We start from the raw sequence: 23,852 nt of genomic DNA, 5'->3' as shown, positions 1-23,852 counted from the left end.
TTTCCGGCAAGTGATGGTTTCATCCAGTCCCTCCGGGAAACGGTCTATCGCGATTTTTTTATTTTGACGGTTCAATCGGCAGTAGGGTAATAACGCATAAAAAGTTTAGGAAAAAACAATTTGCCTGTCAAGTGGGTTGTACGAAAGCGGGTGCCATCCACGCTGCCCGGTGGGAAGCCTGATGTCTGATCCATTTGCGAGGAAATAAAGTTCGGGTCAATTCAGCCGATAAGATATGATGAGCAGTCTGTGACCATTCATTCGATCCCCACCGAAAGCCGGGGAACGGTGTGTGGCAATTAAAACAGATTGACAGCGGCATGGATGATCCAACGCACGAACAGGACAGATCATGAAAAAGGATAAACCCAATACCCCCAGCACCACAATCTCCCGCAGAACCGGAATCGACCGGCGTTGGATCCCCTCCGCCAATCATCAGCCGGAACGACGGCGAAGCAGGGACAGACGGACGATTGGCAATCGATCTTTTCTGGAGCCCTTTGAGTTGAATGGTACAGAGGAAACCCGAAAACTGTTTCCCGAAATCAAATTCCCGACAAGCAGGCCTGAAATGACGGACGCCCCCTTTTCATTTGATGAAAAAGGGTTTTCCGCGCCTCGGGAAGCGGCTACTGAAAAGGATGTTTCAGAGGGCGGATGACCTGCTTTTCGGGTCTCCCTGCAGCCCGCCATTTGTGGACGGTCACTTGCTACTGAGGTTCATCGGCGGGTTTTCGCCAGGTCGTGCAGACTCCGGCTGCTTTCAGCATGTCGATTGCGTTGAACATGTATGCCCCGATCGTATCCACTCCGTGGGAATCATCGCCCGGAACGATGTCGATGCCCATTTCATTCGCCTTTTGCAGGATTGGCGCCGACAGATAGGGCTCGGTTTCACCTCTTGACAGCGGGCGCAGATTAAAATCCAGGATCAGGTTCAACTGCCTGACCAATTTGAGATTCCTGACGATTTTTTCCCAGATCACCGGTTTGACCAGTTGTGACCGGTAGCCGGGATCGTATATGCGAATGATATCCAGGTGGCCCACTACGCGTGGCTTCAACTCCCGAATCATTTCGTACTGCTGATCGAAATAGGCGGCATAAAGCCCGTCCAGTCCGCCGCAGCAATCGGCCGCCTCGTCATAGCAGCGTTGGCTGTAGTCAAAGGGGATGTCTTTGACATGATGAACGGAACCCACCACGTAGTCGGGTGAAAAGGTGTTGATCAACGTTTTGGCAAAGTCGAGGCTTCCACTGTAAAATTCCGTTTCGAACCCGACATAGATCCGAATGTCGTCGGCATATTTTGCCTGAAGGTGTCGGCAGGTAATCATGTAGCCGGCAAACCGTTTCTTGATCGCGTTGGCGTCCAGTCCGGCACTTTTCTCTTCAGGATATACAAAGGCATCCGACACCGGTGGCATGTGTTCGGTGATGCCCACCCAGAGGAACCCGTGATCGATATATGCCTTGACAATCTCTTCGAGAGAATCTTTGGCATGGCCGCAGAACTGGCCGCTGTGTCCTCCGTGAACCGACACCGGATTCGGGACGTTCATCGGTTTATCTCCTTTCGGTGGTTTGCTAATCGGATGTCTAAAATGCTATTTAAAATCGACCATCGACGCGTTTTGGGGAACCGGTCGATGGCATAGCGCAACAGGGTTCGCGCTATCCGCCGGTAATCGTGAAATGTTGCCGGAGCAGATTGACGATGGGGAGGAAAAGGGGGTCAGGCATTTCGGACCATCGGAACCAGTCCCAGCGTTCGCATTTGTCCGGCTCGTTGACCCGGGCATCGCCAGGCGTTGGATCGGCAATGACAAACAGGGTTACGTAGTGTTTTTTCTCCTGCTCAAAGACGTCGTTGGTGAATGGCCCCAACCGCAGGTTCACGATGGACAGACCCGTTTCTTCAAAAAGTTCCCGCCGGGCACAGGCGTCTATGGATTCACCATATTCGAGATGGCCGCCGGGGAACTGCCAGGTGCCGGCACCGTGGGCATTTTTGCGTTTGCCCAGCAGCACCCGTCCATCCCGGACAACGATGACGGCCACTCCGATATAGGGTCTTTTTTTCTCAGTCATAGCATCCGTCGATCTGCGTATGGTTGAAAGCGATCTTCGGATCGCCGTTTCTGGTTTCCAACGCCGGTTTTCATATCGTGTACAGAATTACCAGACATCGTGTCATTTCCGCGGACAGGCTTTTTAGCTTGTGGGGGATATTGGAATTGAAATGGATGGATTCCCCTTCTTTCAGGGAATGCACACGATTGCCTAAGGTGAATTCCAATTCGCCTTCCATGACGAAGATGAACTCTTCGCCTTCATGCTTGTAGGCTACCGGCTTGTGATCGTGGTGGGGCTCGATGGTTACCATGAAGGCCCTCAAGTGGTCATGTTCTGCACCGGATGTAAGGGTCTCATAGGAGTAGTTGCGGGTGCGGTTGACATAGGCCTGGGTCCGTTGATCCCGGAACCGCTCTTTTTCTTCCTCTCGCAGAAATGTTCCCGGATCCACGCCGTAAGCGCCGGACAGGCGCAGGAAAAATGCCACCGGCGGAGAGATTTCACCGGACTCCACACCGGCAATGAACTCCGGCGTCTGGCCGGTCGTCTCAGCCAGCTGTTCCTGCGACCAGCCCTGCGCCTCGCGAAGGGTCCTGATCTTTTCTCCAAAGCTGCTTTTTTTCAACTGCACCGGCATGTCCGTGCAGATGTCGTCGGCCAATCGGCGCATGACCGTTTGCCGTATTCGCGAGATCAGCATGGGCAGAAAAGTCGGAGCGTCGGCAACCACACCGATGTCCGCCAGCCGAAAGATGGGTGCGGCAGGATCCCGATTGATGGCTACGATGGTTCCCGACCCCATGATGCCGGCGGTATACTGGATTGCCCCCGAGGTGCCGACGGAAAACAGCAGGTTTGGGCTTACGGTTTTTCCCGTCTGGCCGATGAGTCGATCCTCTGCGATCCAGTGGTTGAGAACCGGTGGCCGTGTGGCGGCTGCCTGTCCGGCTAAGGCGGCAGCCAATTGCCTAACCTGTCCGAAGTTCTCCATGCTTCCCAGTCCGGCACCACCCACTACAACAGTCTGGGCGCTTTCGACATCGTTACCGGTCTTCGGCGCCGGTCGGCTGGAAATCATCCGGACTCCTTTTGCTTCAGGAACGTCCGTCAGGGCCACGCGTTCGATCCGGCCGCTGCGCGTCGTATCCTTTTCACCGGGTTCTCCGTGGGGTTGAACGGTGGCAAAACCGGTTCCGCGTCCGGCAGCATAGGTGATTTCGGCCAGGATCTCCCCGCCCCAGGCCGGACAGAGGCCAACGACGGTGCCGGCTTCTCCCGGTTTAAGGTCCACACAGTCCGCCATCAGTCCCGCCCGCGCGGATGCTGCGGTCCGGGCGGCCAGGTCCCTGCCGAAATCGGTGAGGGGAAACAGCACCAGCCGGGGGCATTGTTCCTTGAATACCGGGGCCAGGGCAGCGGCAAATAAATGGGGGGTCGGCGTTGAAAAACGGTCGTTTTCTAACAGATAGATGACATTCGCTCCCCAGGCGATGGCCTCTTTTTCCAAGGTTTCCTGGATCGCACACGCCTCGTCTTCTGAACCGGTCAACAGGTTGGTTTCCGCCGGTGTCAGCGAGAACATGACGACCCGATCTCCCGTTTTGCGGGCCAGTCCCGCCGCCTTGGCCACCACCTTGAGGCTCAAGTCCAGCAGATGGCGGTTCCGAAGATCGCCGAATACCCAGATATCGTTGGTTGTCGTCTCGACCATGATCGTTGCTTGTATGCTGTGCTTTCACCGTTTGAGGAAAATTGTGATTGTAATCGCTGTACAGACGGCCTGATCCTGTTCCCGGGGTGGATCAACCAATCAAACCCGCATTTACCAGCTGTCTGACCAGGGCATCGGCCTGCGTTGCCGGCGTCCCTTCGATCCACTGGCAGGTCCTGTTTTTTTTGACCGGTTTCATGGAAAGCACTCGCGTGGGCGAACCGGCATCCCCCACCTGATTCGGATCGAGGCCCACTTGCCTGATGGAGAGAGTCTCAATGGGCATTTCATCGAAAGCCGCGGCAATGCCTCCCAGCGCCGGGTCGCGTAGTGCGGCTGATGCCGGGTGGGTGGTGAGTCCCGCGGGCAGGTCCAGCTCGTAGGTTTCCAGGAACCCGTCCACCTTGCGCTCCACGGTTAGATATCCGGGGAACCCGTCGATCTTGACAGCGCCGGTCACCATTGGGATATCTAAGCGCACGGCGGTCTGGGGGCCGACCTGGCCGGTGTCGCTGTCCAGGGTCCGTGATCCGAACAGGATCAGGTCAAAAGGCGCCAAATAGTTCACTGCGGCGCTTAACGCCGTCGATGTCGCCAGGGTGTCTGATCCGGCCAGGGCCGGATCACACAGCAGCACGGCGCGATGCGCCCCGATGGCCAATGCTTCCCGCAGGGTTGCGTTGGCGCTGGGCGGTCCCATGGTCAGAACGGTTACCGAACCGCCATGCTTTTCCTTCAATTGAAGGGCCACCTCCAGTGCCGGCCGGTCAAAGGGATTGAGGGCACATTTATCCGCCCTGCGGACAATTTTCCCCCGGGGTGCGTCGGTAACCACGGATTTGATGCAGACGATGATGTGCAACGGGATTCTCCTATGCGTAGCGCCTGGATGACAAGCGATTATCCCGGAATTGCTAGTTCTTTGGATTGAGGGCCTGTTTTCATCCCTCGCCTGGCATTTTAACGGGACCATTCAGCTTCCGTCATGGTTTTTCCCGTTAAACGCCATCCAATACGCTTTTGGCAATGACCATGCGATGAATCTCTGATGTGCCTTCATAGATACGGGTGACCCGTGCATCCCGGTAGTAGCGCTCTACGGGGTAGGATTTGCTGTATCCATAGCCGCCGTGGATCTGGACTGCCATATCCGTTACGCGGGTGGCCGTTTCGGAGGCGAACAGCTTGGCCATGGCCGACTCCCTGGAAAAGGGCAGACGCCTGTCTTTACGTGCTGCAGCCCGATAAACCATGAGCCGGGCGGCATCCACCCCGGTGGCCATGTCGGCGATCATGGTCTGGATCGCCTGGTGACGTTCGATGGGCACTCCGAACTGCTGCCGCTGCCGGGCATAGCGTACCGCTTCTTCCAGAGCCGCCTGGGCAATTCCCACCGCCTGTGCGCCGATGCCCATGCGCCCGGTGTCCAGCGCGGCCAGGCCTATTTTGAGGCCCATGCCTTCCCTGGCCAGCAGGTTTGCTCTGGGCACCCGGCAGTCGTTCAGGCGGATGGAGCAAACCGGGTTGGCCCGCATGCCGCAAAGGTCTTCCAGGTCTCCCACCACAAAACCGTCTGTACCCCGCTCGGCCACCACCACGCTGATGCCCCGTCGTCCTGCCGCCGGATCCGTTCGGCAGAAAATCAGGCAGACGTCGGCGATGCCGCCGTTGGTCACAAAAACTTTATTGGCGTTGACCACGTAAGTATCCCCATCGGACCGAGCCGTGGCTTCGATTCCGCCGGCATCGGAGCCGGCATTGGGCTCGGTGAGGCAGAAAGCACCGATTTTTTCTCCCCGGGCCAGGGGAGGAACCCATTGGTCGATCTGCGCCTGGCTGCCGAAGGCCATGATGGGGTAGACGGCTACGCTGTTGTGGACGGAGAGGCACAAGCCGATGGCGGCGCTGACCCTCGAAATTTCTTCGATGGCGATGGCATAGCTGACGGCGTCCAGGCCGGCGCCGCCCAGCGTTTTTGGGACCTGGATGCCGAAATAGCCCAGCGCACCCATTTTTTGGATCACTTCCCAGGGGAAGCGGGCCTCCTGATCGATCTGCGCGGCAATCGGTCGAAGCTCCCGATCGCAGAACCGGCGTACTGACTGCCGAAGGGTGCGATGTTTTTCTTCCAGCAGCATTTCCATAAGATGTCTGATCCTGGTTGACAACCCTTGGGTTGATGGACGCTGTTGCAGCTATCAGAATTTGCCGGGTGCGTCAATGACCCCCCATCGTCCGGCAGCCCAATTTCAAATTGAAGGAACCGGCAAATGGTGATACCACCGGTTTTACGTAATGGCATTCACCGGCAGAGAGATCATGAAAAATCAGCCTGCGAGATCCCGAAAATATCCTGACGCGCCCCGACCGGCCGTGGGAGCGGTGGTTTTCAAGGACGATGCCGTGCTGCTGGTTCTGCGAGGCCATTCTCCCTCCCGGGGCACGTGGGCTATCCCCGGCGGTAGTGTGCGTCTGGGGGAAACACTTCAGGCGGCGGCCGAACGGGAGATTCTCGAGGAGACCGGCGTGATGATCCGGGCCGGAGATCCGATTCTTGTCTTTGATGCCATTGAACGCGACAGCCACGGCGCGGTGAGGTTTCATTATGTGATCGTGGATCTGGCTGCCGACTATGTGAGCGGTGTGCCCCGGGCAGGAGACGATGCCGCTGATGCCCGGTGGATAAAAGAGTCGGAGTTGGGGCGGTTGCCGGTGAATCCTGCCACCCGCCGCCTGCTTGCGGAAAAATTCAATTTTGGAAAACAGGTATGATGACAGCCATTACTGACAACGACAAAGAACGGATACGGCAATGGGGCAGGGAAGGTGATGGCGACATCACACTCCGATATGCGACAACCGGTCATTCGATGGATGACAGATTCCAATCTTTTCTCGACCAGGTGGGCGATCTGGTACCCCGTGTCCGGACGAAAAAAGACGGCGATGCGATGGTTTCCCTGCCTACCCTGTTCATTGGCAGCCATGTGGGCTATCAGGCCCTGCCGTTGGACCGGGAACTGGAGCCGTTTCTGGCCGTATTGGGCGATGACAGCGCGTTCGCGGATCGCATCGCCCCGGACGTACGGCAGCGGCTGGCGCAGCTGCGAGCCCCGGCCTTGGTCAAGATTTATACCACCCCCCACTGCCCCTTCTGTCCGACGGCCGTATCCATCCTGCTGGGCCTTGCCGGTTGCAGCGACCGAGTCCGGGTAACCGTCATCGACGGCGAACTGTTCCCTGACGCAGCCCAAAAGGACCGCGTCACTGCCGCACCCACGGTGATCCTGGACGACCAGTTCCGTTGGACCGGATCTGTGGATGCCGGTGAGTTGGTCACCCTGATGCTGGACCGGGATCCGGTCGGCCTGGGTGCCGAGGCCCTGAGAAGCATGATCGAAGCCGGCGATGCCGAGGGCGTGGCCAGGATGATGGCCGAACGCGGAAAGATTTTCCCCTCCTTTGTCGACCTGCTGGTCCACCCGCGATGGTCCGTGCGATTGGGGGCCATGGTGTCATTCGAAACCCTGGCAGGGCTTGCTCCGGGCCTGGCCGTCGGGGTTGTCGAACCGTTGATGGCGCTTTTTGCGGATGCGGATGACATGGTCAAAGGGGATCTGATTCATGTGATGGGAGAGTCGGGAAACAAGGCGGCACTGCCGTTTTTATCGACCGTGGCTGCAGGTGACTACGACGAAGAAGTTCGATCGGCGGCCTTGGAAGCCATCGAAAAACTCAACTGATACCCTTTACGAATAGGGTGGCGGTCAATCCGAATGCCCTTCATCGCGGGGGAGCCTGTCCTTCCACTCCTTATAGCGGTAGAGATCCTTTTCAAGAAAATAAAGGCAGGCCAGGAGAAATGCCGCATCGTCCAACTGCCCCAGACCGGGGATGAAATCGCTGATCAGATCGACGGGAATCAGCAGGTAGGCCACTGCCAGGAAAAAGATGATGCCTGAAACCGGGGAAACGTTGCGGTAGCGCCCCCTTCCGTAATCACGGATAAGCATCGCCAGCAGGCGCAGGTCTTCGGCGATGCGTTTGAGCAGGTTTATTTTGGAGGACGTGGGGCTTTGCATGTGAACACCTGAAGAATGGCTTTTGTCCCGCTCTATTCGTTGGATCTTCGTTTCGGAACCATGGTTTTCCCTTCTTTCATCCCTTCATTGCGGGGGTCCCTTTTCATTTTGACAATCGGCCGACTTTCCTTTTAAATGGGGCTTTTGATATCCAAACCGTTTCAGGAGGTCGAAGGGATGAACACACAGACGCTGATACTGACCGTTCTGGTTTTCTGGCTGATCATGGGCCTGGCCTTTTTGTCTGCATACTCTGAAGTGAAACGCACCGGGGGAACCCTGGTGGACGCCATGCGCAACAATGAAACCTTTTTCTTTATCATCAGTATCGTTGTGGGTCTGGTGGTGGTGGCCTTCAAACTGGCATGATCGATACCATTTTTACGTTCTTCCTGACAGCCGCTTCCGTTCCCCTTCGATCCAGTCAATCCGGCTCCATAGCCCTTGCAGGATGCGTACCTCCCGGTCATTGAGGCCGGTTCGGCCGAACAGCCGCCGAAACGTCCGCAGGACATGGTCCGGGTTCTGGGGGTCCAGGTACTCGGCCGCCAGCAGTGTCCGGCGCATGTGCTGAAACATATTCTCCACATCGACGGCCTGTGCCGGTATCTGGTCGTCATTGGAAACCCTGGCGACATCCATTGTCCCTTTGCGAAGTTCGTAAAGCAACAGAGAGACCGCATGCGACAGATTCATGGAGGGATAGGCGTTGTCGGTGGGAATGGTCACGAAAAACTGGCACAGGTCCAGTTCGCTGGTGTGAAGGCCCCGATCTTCCCGACCGAATACGAAGGCTACCCGGCTGTTTGGCGATTGAGACAGCGCATGAGCGGCCCCCTGTTCCGGGGTTAAAAAATCCTCACGATATTTTCCGAACCGGCGGGTGGTGCCGAAGGCCAGGTGGCAGTCGGCCAGAGCCCGTTGCAGGTTCGGGAAAACCGGCGCACGGCTTAACATCGATTCCGCCTTAAGTGCCATCCGCCGGGCCTCCAGTGACCGGTATGCGCAGCAGGGGGTTACCAGACGAAGGTCTGAGCAGCCGAAATTCATCATGCAGCGGCACACCGACCCCACATTGATCGGCCCCTGGGGTTCCACGAGAACAATGCTGATATTATCCATTCCGTTCCTCGATGATACGAAAGCCGACTCCACGGCCGCAAACGGCTATTTTTTTCACCGGCTCGTTTTCGACGATTCGTCAAAAAGCTGGCGATGAAAATGGCATAGTTCACGGCCGCGTGTCAACGCCACATGAACCCGGAAAAAGCTGGAGAGGTGGGGCTGCCCGGGAAGAGGATGACAATCTCTCCACGGCTGGTCGTTCGCTGTGCATGGACAGCTTTTGCCGGATTGGGCAACAAAGCCTTTAACGTTTGGCGATTTTCAGGTAATGAACACTAACCAAAAATACATTAATTGTCTGGGAATCAGATGATCACCTGCCGAATTTTAAAAACTCGTCAGGCGACTAATAAATGAGCTGCGGTGAAGATGGTGCAGGCGGGTTGATCGTTAAGGTGGCGCGGGCACCATCCCCAGCCATAATCCTGCAACGGGGGCGGGCCTAAGGAAAAAGTATGAAAGCAGCCAAAGATTATATTGTTTTTCCCCTCGATGTACCCAGTCCCGAGGCGGCCAAGACGCTGGTTTCCTGTCTTGCAGACGATGTGGGCATGTTCAAGGTCGGCCTTGAACTGTTCATCCGATCGGGACCGGAACTGGTCCGCTGGATTCTGCAGACGGGCAGCGCAAAGGTGTTTCTGGACTTGAAGCTTCACGATATCCCGATTACCGTCAAGCGGGCCATGGCCCAGGTGGCCGAGTTGGGTGTTTTTTTCGCTACGGTCCACTGCGGGGAGAGCCGGGCGATGCTCGAGGCCGCCGTGGAAGGGGCCGGAGGACGCGTCAATGTGCTCGGGGTCACCGTGCTGACCAGCGTTTCTCCGGCCGATGTGGCCGAGGCAGGCTACCGGGAGCCGTATTCAAAGGATCTTCAGCAGTTGGTGATGAAAAAGGCGGCTATGGCCAGGGACGCCGGCTGCGGCGGAATTGTCTGCTCCGGCCGGGAAGTCCAAGGCATCAAGGCGGTTTTTGGCGATGGCTTCCAGGCGGTGACGCCCGGCATCCGCCCGGTTGACGGTGGGGTCATAGCTGACGACCAGTCACGAATCGTCACGCCGGCCATGGCCATTCTCCGGGGTTCCGATTATCTGGTTATCGGCAGGCCTATACGGGATGCTGCTGATCCCCGGGCAGCTGCACGGGCCATAGCTGCGGAGATTCAGGAGGCATTGACTGTCCACCCATAAATGTCATTTTGCAGCCCGGCTCTGTGTTCTCGTATTTTGGAAATCCTCGACGTAGCGCTGCTACGCCTGCGGTTTCTAAAAACCTGCGGCCTCGATCTGGGCCACAAGCCAACATTTCTGAATGAACAGTCGTGGGTGTGCGTCCAAATATAGTCTGTCGGCCAGGTTGCACTACGGGCGTAACTGACCATTCGGGAAAACGGCCTTCTGCCTAAACAGCTGAATACCGCCACAAGGCAATAGCCAGCACCACGGTGCAGGCCACGATAACAAAACGGATCTGATCGGGTGAGAAGCGCTTCATTCAGTCGCTGTTGTTCCGGTTGCGTGTTGGCTGCTAATCTTCTCTGTCCAGTCCGAAGGCCGTATGCAGGACCCTGACCGCCAGTTCGGCGTACTTCTCTTCGATGACGCAGGAGATGCGGATCTCGGAGGTGCTGATCATGATGATGTTGATGTTCTCCCGGGCCAGGGCATTGAACATCAGCGAGGCCACACCGGAATGGTTTTTCATGCCCACACCGATGACGGATACCTTGGCAATGTTGGGATCGCCAAGCACATCCTCCGTCCCGATTTTTTCCGCCAATCGCTGCTGCATCTCCAAGGCCCGTTTATAATCCGCCTTGGGTACGGTGAAGGTCAGGTCCGTCTGACCGGCGGCACGGGTGTTCTGGATGATCATGTCCACCAGAATGCCGGCTTCGGCGATGGGTGAGAATATCTTTGCCGCGATTCCAGGCTGGTCCGGAACCTTTTTCAGGGTAATGCGGGCCTGGCTAAGATCATGGGTTACTCCGGAAACAACCAGCTGCTCCATGACGGAATCTTCCTGTACAACCATGGTGCCTTCCTCCTCTGAAAATGATGATCGGACATGCACAGGGATATTGTACTTCTTGGCAAATCCCACCGAGCGGATCTGCAGAACTTTTGCACCGAGGCTGGCCATGTTCAGCATCTCATCGTATGAGATCTCTTTTATTTTCCTCGCCCGCGGGCAGATATTCGGATCCGCCGTGTAAATGCCGTCCACATCCGTATAAATCTCACAAACATCGGCGTTCAATGCGGCAGCGATGGCCACCGCCGACGTATCCGACCCGCCGCGGCCCAGCGTGGTGATGTTGCCCTTGATGTCGGTCCCTTGGAAGCCGGCCACAACGACGATGTTCCTGTCCGCCAGCAGGCGCTTGATCCGGTTGGTCCCGATTTCAAGGATGCGGGCGTTACCGTATTCGCAGTCAGTGACCACTTCGGCCTGGTGCCCCAGAAGTGACTGTGCCGGGTAGCCCATGCCTTTAAGCATCATGGCCAGCAGCGCAGCGGTTGTCTGCTCGCCGGTGGCCAGCAGCACATCCAGCTCACGCCGGTCCGGTATTTCCGTCGCTTCGTTGGCCAGACCGATAAGGCGATCGGTTACTCCGGCCATGGCGGACAGGATTACCACCACATCGTTTCCCTGATCATGGGTTTTTACCACACGATTGGCGACGTTGCGGATTCTCTGGGTGTCGGCTACCGACGTGCCGCCGAATTTCTGAACGATCAATGCCATAATTTTTCACCTTCACCGGTTAACAATCGGTATCAATATCAAGTCTCTATGGAGGGAATGAGCAAATGTCGATGTCCTTTAGCAGATCCGATGGGTCAAGTCCATATGCAATTATACGGATTGACCGGACGGTATCGCCGGTGACGGTAAAGAACAGCTCCAGACGGCAGGTCGGCCGGTCTGCCGGGTGAAGCCGCTGGGCCCATTCGACCGCGACGATGCCGTCTTCGCCGAAAAGATCGAGAAGCCCGATTTCATCCGGGTCCGCAGGTTCCGGCAAGCGGTAGAGGTCCACATGATAAAAAGGCAGCCTGCCGGGGTATTCGTTGACCAGGGTATATGTGGGGCTGGTAACGACGAAGGATGCGGGAACCTCCAGCCCTCGGGCAAGACCCTGGGCAAAAGCCGTTTTTCCGCTGCCCAGATCACCGAACAATAAAATGACAAGACCGTGATTCAATCGTCGGCCCAGCGTGTGGCCCAGAGCGACGGTTTCGTCGCGTGCCTGGGTTTCAACCTTTCGGACGTTCCCGTCAGTTTGGCTTGCGGGGGTCACCATCATTTCCTGATAGGGTCTGTCGGGTTGAACAGGTGATCCCATTTGGGCCAGTGAAGGTTGTCTCCACCGGTGAGAAGTTCGTCCATCGCCTCAGGAAGGGCATTCATTACTTCACTGGCCAAATAGCCAACCGGCGCCTTATTTTGGGCCAGCCGGTCTGCAGCCAATCCATGGAGATACACCCCGGTTTGGGCGGCAGCGCCGGCTTCCATCCCCTGGGTAATCAGACCGGCAATCAGACCGGTGAGTACATCTCCCATCCCGCCGGCGGCCATACCCGGGTTGCCGGTGGAATTGACGAATACGGTTCCGTCTGGCCGGGCGACCACCGTGGCCGCCCCCTTGAGCGCGATGTGTACCTGATGGCGTTCGGCAAAGGATCGTGCGTGGCCGACACGGTCTTTTTGGATGTCAGCGGGTGAATGGCCGCTGAGCCGGGCCATCTCTCCGGGGTGGGGTGTGAGTACGATGGGAGACCGTCGTTTGGAAAGCACGGTTGGATCTTCGGCGATCAGGTTAAGGCCGTCCGCGTCGATAACCATGGGAACCGGGCTTTCCTGGATCAATCGCTTCACCAACCGGCCCGTCGATCCGTGGATCCCTAACCCCGGTCCTATGGCCAGGCAGTGCTTTCCCTTAATCAGAGAGATGACGGCTTCGTGGGCCGATTCATTCAGGGCACCTTCCGCTGTTTCAGGCATTCCGACGGTCATGGCTTCCGTGACCATGGTTTCCAGCACCGGGTTCAGCGATTTTGGTATCCCCAGCGTCACCAATCCCGCGCCCGCGCGCATGGCTGCCATGGCGGTCATGGCGGCGGCCCCTGTTTTTCCGGGAGAACCGGCAAGGATCAACAGATGGCCGGTGTGACCTTTGTGGGCCGCTGCCGACCGTTGAGGTATTTCTTTTTTCAATGTGCCCGGCGTGATGAGCCGCTGCCGGCAGCTTATCGTCGCGGCAACGTGCGGGGGGATGCCGATATCGATGATGTTCAACCGACCGGTGAGGATTCTTCCCGGATAGCACAGGTGGCCGATCTTGGGAAAACCAAAGGTGGCGGTGGCGGCGGCCTCGATACAGACGCCGCAGACCTGCCCGGTGTCTGCGTTGAGACCCGAGGCGATATCCACGGCAAAAACAGGTCGGCGCTGCTGGTTAATGAAATCGATTGCCGTTCTGAAAAATCCCCTTACCTCCGATGTGAGACCCGTCCCCAGGATTGCATCGATCCATGTGTGTTGGTGGCGCATCAGCGACTGTCGGGATTCCAATGCCGCAGTCTCGACCAATTCCACCACCGGCACGCCCATGGCGTCCAGCAGTTTCAGGTTGGCAGCGGCATCCCCTTTGATCCGGTCCCTTTCCGAAAGCAGGAACACGGTTGCCGGGATGCCTTTCTGGCGAAGATACCGAGCCATGACAAATCCGTCGCCGCCGTTGTTACCGCGACCGGCGGCAATGCCCACGTTGCCGGGATGGTCTCGGTAAACCGCTTCCAGAAAAAAATCCGTCGCCCCCCGGCCGGCATTTTCCATCAATACGCGGCCCGGAATACCGAACGATTCGATGGTTGCTCGATCCATCCGCTGCATTTCATCTGCAGTGACCAGATACATTTTTTCTCCCTGATGCTTCTGCGAAGCTTCTAAAGGTGGTTGATCATTTCGCGCATTTCCCTTACCGCCCGGTCCATTCCTACCAGGGCGGCTCGTGAAACAATGCTGTGGCCAATGCTGTACTCATCGATTTCCGACAACCCTGTAAAGACCTTGATGGTCTGGTAGCATAGGCCATGACCGGCATTGACGCCCAGTTTGAGCTTTTTGGCCAGTTTGGCGGCATCCACGATCTTCGCGAAGGCCTGCCTGCGTTTGGCGCTGCCGGTGGCTTCACAGAATACCCCGGTATGGATTTCGATCATGTTTGCACCGGCCTGGTGAGCCAGCTTGATCTGCTCCGGCTCCGGATCGATGAAGATGCTCACGGGGATACCATTATTCTGCAGGGCGCCAATGGTCTCGCCAATGTTGTTGTGAACAATCAGGTCCATCCCGCCTTCGGTGGTGACCTCCTCGCGGGTTTCGGGAACCAGGGTAACTAAATCGGGCCGCACATCCAGGGCAATACCCACCATCTCCGAGGTGGCTGCCATCTCCAGGATCAGCTTGGATTGGACCACCTTGCGAAGCAGCCGGACATCGCGGTCCTGAACATGCCGCCGGTCTTCCCGCAAATGGCAGACGATGCCGTCGGCTCCAGCCAGTTCAGCTATTACGGCGGCTGCAATCGGATCCGGATAGTTCGTTTTTCTGGCTTCCCTCAACGTGGCGATATGATCGATATTCACTGCCAGACCGGCCATGTTCAATCCTCCTTGCGAATCAGTTCAATGAGTTCGTTGCTCTTCTGTTCCATCATTGCCGCCTCTTCCTCCGAATTGACGTGATCGTAGCCTGTCAGATGAAGAATTCCATGAATCAATAGTTGGTTGAAACGCTCCGCCATTTCCATGCCGGCTTCAATGGCTTCCAAATGGGCCGTGTCCGCAGAAATCACCACATCGCCCAGAAGGTCCGGGGTAATGCCGGAGAACGGGCCCTCCTGCATGGGAAAGGAGATGACGTTGGTTGGGCCTGGGTGATCCAAATAGGCCGCGTTTAATTCCGCAATTTGATCGTCATCAACGATCAGAATGGACAGTTGGGCATCAGGATAGCCCAAGGCGTTTAAAATGCGCCTGGCTGTCCTCTGAATCTTTTGCTTTGGCAGCCTGTGGCGGTTTTGCCGGTTTTCGATCAGCACTTCCATTTTTTGCCTTTCCGGAAGTCATATAGGCGCTGTCCTGGTATTCTACCCGGTGGTGGTGGATGCCATTCAAGATCTTGTTGAAGCTTCTGGCGATCCGGTGAAGGTCCTTTAAAGTCAGTTCACAATAGTCCAATTGGCCATCGGAAAAAATTTTGTTGATCAGGTTCTGCACCAGTCCCTGAATTCGTGACGGGGTCGGGTTTTCAAGGGTGCGTGAAGCCGCTTCCACGACATCCGCCAGCATGACCAGGCCGGCCTCACGGGTCTGGGGACGTGGTCCTGGATATCTGAAATCGTCGATGTTGACCGCATCCTCTCCTTTAACGGATTTCGCTTTTTCATAAAAATAACTGATCAGGCTGGTACCGTGGTGCTGCTGGGTGGTGTCGATAATCACTTGCCCCAGTTTGTGCTCACGGGCGATTTCAACACCGTTTTTTACGTGGGCGATCAGGATCAGGGCAGACATGGACGGGGCCAGCTTGTCGTGTTTGTTCCTGCCGTCCGATTGATTTTCAATGAAATAAAGGGGCTGTTTCAACTTGCCGATGTCATGATAGTACCCGCACACTTTGGCAAGGATGGGGTTGGCACCAATTTCGGCGGCGGCTGCTTCCACCAGCGATCCGACAATCATGGAGTGGTGGTAGGTACCCGGCGCCTCCAGCATCAGCCGGCGCAGGATGGGCCGGTCCAGGTTAGCCAGTTCCAGCAGGGTGATGTCGGTGGTGTAGTGAAACACCATTTCCACCACCGGTGCCATGCCCGCGGTGATGATTCCGGCACCGATTCCTCCTAAAAAGGCCACGGTCACGTCAAAGGGCAGCACAGCCCATGAGGCGGTACCCAGGTAAACATCAATGACAACAGCCAGAAAGGCATTGAGTAGTCCCAGTTTGGCGCCGGTCTTGATGATGATTTTTCTCTCCCGGCAATCCTGAAGCCACCAGGATGCCATGGTGCAGCTCAAGATGAAATAGATGAACGTCTCCAGGCCTCCTTGAAGCAGCATGGATGTGCATAGCGCCAGGGCCAGGGCAAAGATCAGAGCGGTTTCCCGGCCCATGAACAGACAGACGATCATGGCGCCGGCGGCAAGGGGGATGCCGAAGCCCACTGCAGATGCCGGGCGGGATAGGGGCAGGCCGAGAAACCATGCATCAGGAAGGGTGGTGGAAATTTTCACCACGATGATAAATGACACCATGATGCACGAGAGAAAGAGCAGGTCCTTGTTGCCGGTGTTGGCAAATTCCATCCGCCGTTTGAGCCGGACGTGGTATTGAATGATCAATATAGCGGTCAGCAGAGCCACGGCGCCGGACCCGGCAAGAGGTACCTGGTGGGCATCGGCCTGAGCTTCCATTGCCACGAGTTTGCGAAGCTGCAGGGGGGTGACCCGCTCACCTTCCCGAAGCAGCATTTCCCCTTTTTTAATCATGTAAAGGACCGGTTTGATCTGCTGGGCGGCGACTTCTTTGCGAGCTTCCGTTTCGTGGCTGTTCAAGGTGACATTGGGCTGGATCAATTGTTGGGAAAAATCCACCATGAGATTTAACAGGGCATAGTTCATCCCTTTAAGCAGCGGGTCCGCGACAACCCGGACCATGGTTTTGGCCTGATCCGGGCCGTAAAACTGCTTCAGGTTCAATACATGGGTTTCTGTCAAGGTCTCCACATTGCGCAGAGTGATACCCCTGTCCGATTCCTTCAGCAGGATCTCTTTGTTCGCGGCCACACCGGTGGAGAGGACCTGGGTAATAATGGTGGTCAAGAGTCTGGGGATGTCTTTTGCGAACCCATTTTCGGTGAGGATGGAAAACGCCCCGCTGCTGATTTCGATGCCGATTGCTTTTTCCAGTAGATTTTTCTTGGCCAGCATTCGCTCTGCAAGCGATACCTGCGGAAGGTCCGGGACATCGGCGGGTTTAACCGGCGCCTCGGCTGGCGTCGACGGAAGGACGGGCGAGGTCCGCGATTCCGTTTCCAGTTTTTTGGTTTCCTGCTCGTATATCAACCGCAGTTGCTCGAAGGCATCGTTCAGGCGGGTAACCGTGCCTTTAAGGATCTTCGGATTGAGGTCATAGACGGGGACCACATTGTCTACTGCCTGGCGGCGAAGGGCTTCGGTGGCGGCATGGTCTTCAATAATAAAATCTTCGGTGGCCTTGATATCGGTTTTAACGACGTCACCGATATTATAGTGACGTTTTTTGATAACAAGGCTGGGGTACAAACCGGTTGTGAAGACGACAACGATGAGCACCAGCAATGCCCAACGGATATGGGGGTTCAGGTTGAAAAAACGGTCGACGGATTTTTTTTTCCGGTCACGAATCATTTTCTGGTCACTTGGTGCTGTCGGTTAACCCATTTGCCGACGGAACCATCGATTGGATCGATCGCTACGCTTATTTTTTTATGCGGCTGGCTTCCAGTATCTCATAGGCGTTGATGATATCCTGGACCAACCGGTGACGAACGACATCCTGCTTGGAAAAGTGGATAAACTGTATGCCGGTTATGGGTGTTAAAATCGCTTTGGCCTCAACAAGCCCTGAAGACTTGCCGGCAGGGAGGTCGATCTGGGTGATATCTCCCGTAACCACAGCCTTGGAATTAAAACCGATCCGGGTTAGGAACATTTTCATCTGTTCTGTGGTGGTGTTTTGGGCTTCATCCAGGATGATAAACGCTTCGTTGAGCGTTCTTCCCCTCATAAAGGCCAGAGGCGCGACTTCGATCACCCCGTTTTGCATCAGTGCGGCCACTTTTTCAAATCGCATCATGTCATGAAGCGCATCATACAGCGGCCTGAGATAGGGATCGACCTTGTCGGTCAGGTCTCCCGGCAGGAAGCCCAACGATTCGCCGGCTTCCACAGCCGGCCGGGTCAGGATGATCCGGCTGACCGTGCCTTTGGAGAGTGCGGATACGGCCATGGCCATGGCCAGGTAAGTTTTTCCCGTACCGGCAGGGCCGATACCAAGGACGATATCATAGTTGCGGATCGCTTCAATGTAGGCCTTCTGGTTCTGGTTTCTGGGGGTAATAGCCCGTTTTTTGGAGGTGATGTAAACGGTGTCCAGAAATATCTTTTTCAGGTCTGCGGTGTGGTTTTCTTTCAATATGCGTAAGGCATAGTCAATATCATTGGGATAGACCGGGTACTTTTCCTTCAGCAGTCCATAAAGTTGCTCCAACACCCGCCGCGAAAGATCGACGGCTACATCGTCGCCTTTAAGATGCACCGTGTTGCCTCGGGCATGAATATGAACGGCTAACAGATCCGCAAGGCGCTTGAGATGACCATCCTGCTCACCAAATAACTGCCGAGCCAGTTCAATATCGGAAAAGGTCAGGCGGGTTTGTTTACTCTGTGTGCAGTCATCCATAAAGTTTGTGATGTTTCCCCTATCGTTGGTGAGATTCGACGCCGATCAGTATGAATCGACCCCGTTCATTTGTCAAACTGTTGGCCGGGCCGGTTTAGTTACTAACCTTGTCGGCATTGAAATATCCGACTTTTCAGGGGAATGCAAACGCCAAATTCCCCTGAATTACCCCGGTGAAAGTGCTTGACTGGGAAATTCCGCTCTGTTAACGTTACCAATTTAAAAAAATTATAAAATATCTGTTTTTATTGATATTTTTACTTATTTCGGAGGATGCCTGCGATGCGAATCGATTCTTTTTACCCCAAAGGCAGGTGCTATCTCCGGGCAACAGTGTGGCTGCATTTAAGGGACACTCATGAATCCTTTTGATATTTTGATTATCACGATTCTGACCTATGGGTTGATTCGTGGTATTTTTCGTGGTCTGGTCAGAGAGGTCTCTTCAATCGTCGGCGTTCTGGGTGGATTCTATGCCGCGTATACCTATTATCCTCCTGTGGCCAAATTGATTTCGCCGTGGATCTCCGATGCCGCTTATCTTAATATTGTAAGCTACATGGCCGTTTTCTCAGTTGTGGTGATTCTTGTGGGAATTCTTGCCGTTGTCATTAAGTATCTACTCAATATCGCCTACCTGGGATGGGTGGACCGGGTCTGCGGTGCCCTGTTCGGGTTGCTTAAAGGCGGACTGGTCATCTGCGTGATATTTATTGTCCTGACCGCCTTTTTACCCAAAGGTGCGAGAATTATTAAAAATGCGACGCTGTCTCCGCATGTGTCAACCGTTTCTGAAGTGATGGCAACGGTGATTTCAAAGGAAATGAAAGAAAATTTCATAATAAAATTAAAGGAATTGAAGAAATCTTGGCAGACCCGGTAAAAACAGGCCCTTCAAGGTCCATCGAGCGCCTCGAGGCGTTGATTGAAACCCTGAGAGGTGAAAATGGCTGCCCGTGGGATAAAAAACAGACACCGGAAACCATGGCACGCTACCTGGTCGAAGAGGTTTATGAACTGGTGGATGCCATAATTTCAAAAGACGCGGATGCAGTTTGCGAAGAGGCTGGAGATGTGCTTTTCCAGCTTCTTTTTGTCATCAATCTGTTTAGCGAATCGGGGACGTTTGGCCTTATGGACGTAGTTGAAAAAAATGTAGAAAAGATGATTCGCCGACACCCCCATGTTTTTGGGGATGTTACCGCAAAAACCCCTGAAAAGGTCAGTCAGAACTGGGATAAGATCAAGCTTGAAGAAAAGGGCGGCGCGGGGCGGCATTCGGTCCTCAGTTCGATCCCCCAGAGCCTGCCCGCCCTGCTTAGGGCCTCGATGGTTTCCGAACGGGCGGCCAAAACTGGTTTTGACTGGGATGACATTTCAGGTGTGATGGCCAAAACCATGGAAGAGTGGGGAGAGTTTTCGACGGAGGTCAATCATCCTGAAGGGGAATCCGGAAGCGACAGAGCGGCTATGGAATTCGGGGACATCCTGTTTTCAATGGTCAATGTCGCCCGGTTTGCCCGTATTCATCCGGAAACCGCATTGATTCGATCTATTCATAAATTTGAAAAACGCTTCCATTATATGGAAGAAAAGGCCATCGAAGCGGGTCTGGACATCGACAGCCTTCCCTTGCGGGAAATGCACAATCTCTGGGATGAGGCCAAAAATAAAGTGGGCTGATGGCCACGCCGATATTTCCATTGTCTGCAGGCAGACCACGCTATTGACAGCACGAAAAGCCGGCTATGCAGCCGGCTTTCAGACATCGTGGAATTTACCCGTTAAACGCGTTCGTCTATAGGTTTTTGTTCCGGCGGCGTTCTAAATACAACATTCCCGTGTTTATCGTATTTTTCAAAATAAACGCCTTCATCATCCGCATTGTAACCACCGGTTTTTTTCTCCGCATCGGATTCAGGTTTCGCACTTTCTTGAGCGCTCTCGATGGGTCTCTCTTCCACGGCCTTTTCGACCTTTTTAAGAGCGATATCCCTATTTTCCACAACCAGATTGTTTTCCGTACGCGTCGTCGTTCTGACGGCTGATTCGCCAATTGTATCTAACATGGCAACACCCCCTTTGTTTTCTACAAATGTGTTTGCCGTTTCCGGTGATTTTGCCCTTTCCGCAACACCAGTATCCGGCCGGTCCTTTTACCCGGTTTATTCAGCTTTACGGTGAATCGCCGCTTTGGCCAGTTCATCGAGCTGGTTCATCAACCCCTGCGAGTTGTCGATGGCGATGGATCGGGTTTCCTTTTGATTGTCGCCAACGATGGTGTTAAAAACAAACGCATTATCCTTTTGGGCCCCATGCAGATCTTTTTCAGTGTTTTGAATCTGCTTGATCATCTCCTGGCCAAAATCTGAACCGGGGTCAACATTGGTAATCTTCTTGAGCACGCTGGCGGCCACTTTTTCCATTATCGTCTGGTTTTTTCCTTCTTTTGAAATCGTCACCGCGTCAGATTTGGCGTCGTGGGTGCCTACCTGCTGCAGGTGATCCGATTTCACCTGACTAAGCTGCCTTCGGTAGACATTCAAGACGTTATGGATTTGATAGCTTTGAATATACATAAGGGTTCCTCCGATAACCTTATCGGCAGGTCCTGAAAAAACCTTTAGGAAAAAATAAAAAAGTTTTTCCGGTTTCGGTCAGAAAAATGCGATGCGGTTTGGATTACGAGGTAAGTAACGAATAATAAAGACGAATAAATGATTGGTGACTTTCAAATGCGATTTCGGGCAACTTGTCGTTATCAAAGAAATTGACATCGGATGCATCGTCACCGGCCATCGGTGAGCCTGAAAAACAGGTCACCAGGTATCCGATCAGCAGGATGGATGTATAGAGGGTGCCGGGACTCGTCGTGACGCCGATTAGGGTGTTTATCCGGCCCGTCAGGCCGGTTTCTTCATGGAGTTCACGAATGGCCGCCCGTTCCGGGGTTTCACCGCACTCCACAAATCCGCCGGGCAGACACCACATGCCCTTTTTGGGGGCCACACTCCGTTTTACGAGCAGGAGCCGCTTGTGGTCATCGACAAGCACCACGCAGGCTGCCGGTACCGGGTTCTCATAGATGGGCCTTCGGCACCCGGGGCAGTATAAGCGCATCCTTCCATCAATATTTCGGCTTTCAAGGGGCAATGCACAAAAATGGCAGTATTTTTGGGTTTCTTTTTCCATTTGATCACGGCATTTATTGACGGGCGGGTGAGGCTGAAACAAACAAACCACTGACGCCGGCAACACACGTGTCAGTGGTTTGTTGAATGGGGTCATTATTCCGCGGCACAATAGCTGTGCACAACCTCAATCAGTCGTCAAACTCCCCTTCGGGACCTTGGCTGCTTTCAATTAAAGCGGCCTTCCGGATGATTTTTTCCGTTGTCCATTCTTCCGGAGATTCAATCCGCTTCGCTTTGGGTCCCGGATCGAAGTTGTTGGCTTCGAGAATCGCTTCAATGGTCAAATCGGCCGTGTCGCGGGCATTGAATACGTTGACGAGCATGTTGAAAACGAACGATTCCACCCGTTGTTCCATTCTTTCCCGGATTTCCCGGGGAAGTCCCAGCAACTTGTTTTCAAAAGGCAGGTTCAGCTTTTTATAGTTGCCGCCCTTCCATCCCTTTTCATTTGCATAGGCCACCATCTTTGCCCACATGGCTTCGGAGACACCTTGATCGACAACCTTGATAAAATTGCCATTGTCATCCAATGCGGCATTGCCGTCATCATTGACCTCAAGTCCCCATGAGATCATTTGCAGGGCTGTGGCGACGTTGGCTTTGGTGGTGTTGGTGCGATTGGCGATTTCCCTGAGCCGCTGTGAACTGTTACCGGAAGTGCCGTGTTGTGCACCCGATACATGGTAAACCGCCAGCGCATCGTGGATCTCCTGGGTGAGAGCCACCTGGATTCCCTGGCCGCTGGCTTCGATGCCGTGGACGGTTCCGTTGTTCAAAGCGATCCAGTTGGGGAATATGCCGTGTGCGTTGAGTCCCTGAATCAGGAAAAGGGCCTCTGCCCGGGTTGACAGTCCTAATTTCCCCTTGATTTCACCAATCTCGGTCTCCAATCCGGACCAGTCGGGAATAAACGGCTTCAACTCCAGATTGGCCAACAGGTTCTGGTCGTCCGGGAGGTGGGAGGCGTCAATGGCAATGGAGGTGATGCCGGCTTCGAACATCGTGGGGATTTCGATCTTGGCATCCGGGATATCGTCCTTGCTCTTAATGCCGTAGTGATCGGCATGCAGGGCCACAGGAACGGTAATACCCAGTTCATTGCACGTGGCATCCACAATTCGGGCCATATTCCAGTAGTTGACCGCGCAATAGGCGCTGGCGCCCCCCTCGGAACGGGCAATCTCTATGATCAGTGCCGAATTTGCCCGTTGGGCGGCTTTTAGCGCACCTCTGATTACAAAGGCATTCCTGCCGTTGGCTGCCATGCAAATGGCGTTTTTCTTTTTGATCATTCCCAGGTCGATGAATTTTCCACTGACCAGCAGCGCCTTTGAATTGGGAAACCGTTTCTGGATATTGGGGGGACGGCCCACTGAAATCGCTTTTACCAATTCACTGGATGATGTTGTCATGTTTTTCCTCCTCACGCGCATTCGTCGTGATAGCGATGGTTATGATTGGTGGTAAATAATTTGCAGTGAGATTAGGGTCAGCATTTACTGACGGAATCAAGAGCCCCAAACCAATAGAATTCAGTCACGGGCTCCCTTTTTGTGTCGCGGCGACGTGTCGGTAACGGTTACGGTCGCCTATTCGCTCGGCGCTGGCTGCTTCTGTGAAATTATTTTCTGATTATAGGCGCTTGCTTTTTCGTTAAATGTATTCAACTGTTTATCGTACTGGTCCATCTTACTGTTGTATGCGGAGATTCGTTCATTCAGGTCTGCCCGGGCAGCGGCACTAAGATCCTCGGCCTGCATTTGTTCCAGCTGTTTTCGTTCCTCTATCAGTTGCTGGTATTGGGTGTCTATGTCTGCTTTTTCCCTTTCAAGTGCATCCCGATCCAGTTCAGCGGCTTGGCCGGCTTCAGCAGTATTTGGAATCGCGTCTTCGGTTTCGGGTGTGGACGCCGGCTGGGCTTTTTCCGATTCTGCGGCGATTGCGTCGGCCGGCTTTTCTTTTTCAGTCTCAATACGTTGGGCCGAGGGTCGCTGTTGCTTGGGAACCTGGCTCATATCGTCCGTCCAGCGTTTTTGACCATTTTCATCGATGTATTTGTAGATTTCAGCGTACACCGGTGCTGCGAGTAACAGGGCGGTGATCAGAAGAAATGCCAAAATTGGATTTTTCATGGAAAGGACCTTTGTTGTGAGA

The 23,852-nt window shown here is 54.7% G+C and carries 26 protein-coding genes; 7 read left to right on the top strand and 19 right to left on the bottom strand.

Features of this window, described 5'->3' with window-relative positions; genetic code table 11:
- Positions 1-352: 352 nt before the first annotated feature.
- Positions 353-664, top strand: a complete 312-nt coding sequence (locus ACHZBS_RS00420) for a hypothetical protein (protein ID WP_319404564.1) — start codon at positions 353-355, stop codon at positions 662-664.
- Between the two features lie 49 nt (positions 665-713).
- Here the strand turns inward: ACHZBS_RS00420 and ACHZBS_RS00415 are convergent, their stop codons facing one another.
- The 5 genes from ACHZBS_RS00415 to ACHZBS_RS00395 form a co-directional block, all read right to left on the bottom strand.
- Complete coding sequence (locus ACHZBS_RS00415) at positions 714-1,565, bottom strand: histidinol-phosphatase (protein ID WP_319404563.1); 852 nt, start codon at positions 1,563-1,565, stop codon at positions 714-716.
- Positions 1,566-1,677: 112 nt separating this feature from the next.
- Positions 1,678-2,094 carry an NUDIX hydrolase gene (locus ACHZBS_RS00410; protein ID WP_319404562.1) on the bottom strand — a complete coding sequence of 139 codons (417 nt, stop codon included), beginning with the start codon at positions 2,092-2,094 and terminating at the stop codon, positions 1,678-1,680.
- A 70-nt stretch (positions 2,095-2,164) separates the two neighbouring features.
- Positions 2,165-3,790, bottom strand: coding sequence for an FAD-binding protein (locus tag ACHZBS_RS00405; RefSeq protein WP_319404561.1), 1,626 nt, complete (start codon positions 3,788-3,790; stop codon positions 2,165-2,167).
- A gap of 91 nt (positions 3,791-3,881) precedes the next feature.
- On the bottom strand, positions 3,882-4,652 hold the full coding sequence (locus tag ACHZBS_RS00400; protein ID WP_319404560.1) for an electron transfer flavoprotein subunit beta/FixA family protein: 771 nt from the start codon (positions 4,650-4,652) through the stop codon (positions 3,882-3,884).
- Between the two features lie 136 nt (positions 4,653-4,788).
- Positions 4,789-5,934 (bottom strand): acyl-CoA dehydrogenase family protein, encoded by a 1,146-nt coding sequence (locus tag ACHZBS_RS00395; protein ID WP_319404559.1) that lies wholly within the window; start codon positions 5,932-5,934, stop codon positions 4,789-4,791.
- A gap of 175 nt (positions 5,935-6,109) precedes the next feature.
- On the opposite strand from ACHZBS_RS00395, the gene ACHZBS_RS00390 reads away from it, so the two are divergent.
- Together ACHZBS_RS00390 and ACHZBS_RS00385 are read left to right on the top strand one after the other, a co-directional pair.
- Positions 6,110-6,562, top strand: coding sequence for an NUDIX hydrolase (locus ACHZBS_RS00390; RefSeq protein ID WP_319404558.1), 453 nt, complete (start codon positions 6,110-6,112; stop codon positions 6,560-6,562).
- Positions 6,559-7,533, top strand: coding sequence for a HEAT repeat domain-containing protein (locus ACHZBS_RS00385; protein WP_319404557.1), 975 nt, complete (start codon positions 6,559-6,561; stop codon positions 7,531-7,533). The genes ACHZBS_RS00390 and ACHZBS_RS00385 overlap by 4 nt, the downstream gene beginning before the upstream one ends.
- Before the next feature lie 24 nt (positions 7,534-7,557).
- On the opposite strand, the gene ACHZBS_RS00380 is transcribed toward ACHZBS_RS00385, so the two are convergent.
- The gene (locus ACHZBS_RS00380) at positions 7,558-7,872 is read right to left on the bottom strand and encodes a DUF1232 domain-containing protein (RefSeq protein ID WP_319404556.1); all 315 of its coding nucleotides are present in this window, start codon (positions 7,870-7,872) and stop codon (positions 7,558-7,560) included.
- Positions 7,873-8,049: 177 nt separating this feature from the next.
- Here ACHZBS_RS00380 and ACHZBS_RS00375 point away from each other — a divergent pair, with 177 nt between their 5' ends.
- Positions 8,050-8,241: a hypothetical protein gene (locus ACHZBS_RS00375; protein WP_319404555.1), complete on the top strand. Its 192-nt coding sequence runs from the start codon at positions 8,050-8,052 to the stop codon at positions 8,239-8,241.
- A gap of 12 nt (positions 8,242-8,253) precedes the next feature.
- Here the strand turns inward: ACHZBS_RS00375 and ACHZBS_RS00370 are convergent, their stop codons facing one another.
- A complete protein-coding gene (locus ACHZBS_RS00370) occupies positions 8,254-8,994 on the bottom strand; it encodes an RNA methyltransferase (RefSeq protein ID WP_319404554.1) in 741 nt (246 codons plus the stop codon).
- Positions 8,995-9,452: 458 nt separating this feature from the next.
- On the opposite strand from ACHZBS_RS00370, the gene pyrF reads away from it, so the two are divergent.
- Positions 9,453-10,184: an orotidine-5'-phosphate decarboxylase gene (gene pyrF, locus ACHZBS_RS00365; protein WP_319404553.1), complete on the top strand. Its 732-nt coding sequence runs from the start codon at positions 9,453-9,455 to the stop codon at positions 10,182-10,184.
- A 337-nt stretch (positions 10,185-10,521) separates the two neighbouring features.
- On the opposite strand, the gene ACHZBS_RS00360 is transcribed toward pyrF, so the two are convergent.
- From ACHZBS_RS00360 to ACHZBS_RS00330, 7 genes are all read right to left on the bottom strand, one after another.
- The gene (locus ACHZBS_RS00360) at positions 10,522-11,742 is read right to left on the bottom strand and encodes an aspartate kinase (protein WP_319404552.1); all 1,221 of its coding nucleotides are present in this window, start codon (positions 11,740-11,742) and stop codon (positions 10,522-10,524) included.
- 46 nt (positions 11,743-11,788) lie between these two features.
- On the bottom strand, positions 11,789-12,298 hold the full coding sequence (tsaE, locus tag ACHZBS_RS00355; RefSeq protein WP_319404551.1) for a tRNA (adenosine(37)-N6)-threonylcarbamoyltransferase complex ATPase subunit type 1 TsaE: 510 nt from the start codon (positions 12,296-12,298) through the stop codon (positions 11,789-11,791).
- Between the two features lie 2 nt (positions 12,299-12,300).
- On the bottom strand, positions 12,301-13,917 hold the full coding sequence (locus tag ACHZBS_RS00350) for an NAD(P)H-hydrate dehydratase (RefSeq protein ID WP_319404550.1): 1,617 nt from the start codon (positions 13,915-13,917) through the stop codon (positions 12,301-12,303).
- 29 nt (positions 13,918-13,946) lie between these two features.
- On the bottom strand, positions 13,947-14,663 hold the full coding sequence (locus ACHZBS_RS00345; protein WP_319404549.1) for a pyridoxine 5'-phosphate synthase: 717 nt from the start codon (positions 14,661-14,663) through the stop codon (positions 13,947-13,949).
- Positions 14,664-14,665: 2 nt separating this feature from the next.
- A complete protein-coding gene (ybeY, locus tag ACHZBS_RS00340) occupies positions 14,666-15,109 on the bottom strand; it encodes an rRNA maturation RNase YbeY (protein ID WP_319404548.1) in 444 nt (147 codons plus the stop codon).
- Positions 15,009-17,450 (bottom strand): HDIG domain-containing metalloprotein, encoded by a 2,442-nt coding sequence (locus tag ACHZBS_RS00335; RefSeq protein WP_319404547.1) that lies wholly within the window; start codon positions 17,448-17,450, stop codon positions 15,009-15,011. Before ACHZBS_RS00335 ends, ybeY begins: the two co-directional genes overlap by 101 nt.
- Before the next feature lie 70 nt (positions 17,451-17,520).
- Positions 17,521-18,504: a PhoH family protein gene (locus ACHZBS_RS00330; protein WP_319404546.1), complete on the bottom strand. Its 984-nt coding sequence runs from the start codon at positions 18,502-18,504 to the stop codon at positions 17,521-17,523.
- A 358-nt stretch (positions 18,505-18,862) separates the two neighbouring features.
- Here ACHZBS_RS00330 and ACHZBS_RS00325 point away from each other — a divergent pair, with 358 nt between their 5' ends.
- Positions 18,863-19,387, top strand: coding sequence for a CvpA family protein (locus ACHZBS_RS00325; RefSeq protein WP_319404545.1), 525 nt, complete (start codon positions 18,863-18,865; stop codon positions 19,385-19,387).
- Positions 19,372-20,187, top strand: a complete 816-nt coding sequence (mazG, locus tag ACHZBS_RS00320; RefSeq protein ID WP_319404544.1) for a nucleoside triphosphate pyrophosphohydrolase — start codon at positions 19,372-19,374, stop codon at positions 20,185-20,187. The genes ACHZBS_RS00325 and mazG overlap by 16 nt, the downstream gene beginning before the upstream one ends.
- Positions 20,188-20,288: 101 nt before the next feature.
- Here the strand turns inward: mazG and ACHZBS_RS00315 are convergent, their stop codons facing one another.
- The 5 genes from ACHZBS_RS00315 to ACHZBS_RS00295 form a co-directional block, all read right to left on the bottom strand.
- Positions 20,289-20,573, bottom strand: coding sequence for a hypothetical protein (locus tag ACHZBS_RS00315; protein WP_319404543.1), 285 nt, complete (start codon positions 20,571-20,573; stop codon positions 20,289-20,291).
- A 96-nt stretch (positions 20,574-20,669) separates the two neighbouring features.
- Positions 20,670-21,083 carry a DVU0524 family FlgM-associated protein gene (locus tag ACHZBS_RS00310; RefSeq protein ID WP_319404542.1) on the bottom strand — a complete coding sequence of 138 codons (414 nt, stop codon included), beginning with the start codon at positions 21,081-21,083 and terminating at the stop codon, positions 20,670-20,672.
- A gap of 103 nt (positions 21,084-21,186) precedes the next feature.
- Entirely contained in the window at positions 21,187-21,696 is a 510-nt protein-coding gene (locus ACHZBS_RS00305) for an NUDIX domain-containing protein (RefSeq protein WP_319404541.1), read from the bottom strand.
- A 130-nt stretch (positions 21,697-21,826) separates the two neighbouring features.
- A complete protein-coding gene (locus ACHZBS_RS00300) occupies positions 21,827-23,110 on the bottom strand; it encodes a class II fructose-bisphosphate aldolase (protein WP_319404540.1) in 1,284 nt (427 codons plus the stop codon).
- 177 nt (positions 23,111-23,287) lie between these two features.
- Complete coding sequence (locus ACHZBS_RS00295; protein WP_319404539.1) at positions 23,288-23,830, bottom strand: DUF4124 domain-containing protein; 543 nt, start codon at positions 23,828-23,830, stop codon at positions 23,288-23,290.
- Positions 23,831-23,852: the final 22 nt, after the last annotated feature.

Origin of the sequence: uncultured Desulfosarcina sp., assembly GCF_963664155.2 — a bacterium.
Classification (GTDB): domain Bacteria; phylum Desulfobacterota; class Desulfobacteria; order Desulfobacterales; family Desulfosarcinaceae; genus Desulfosarcina.
The sequence above is the reverse complement of the archived record's forward strand: the minus strand, read 5'-3'. Positions and strand labels throughout refer to the sequence as shown.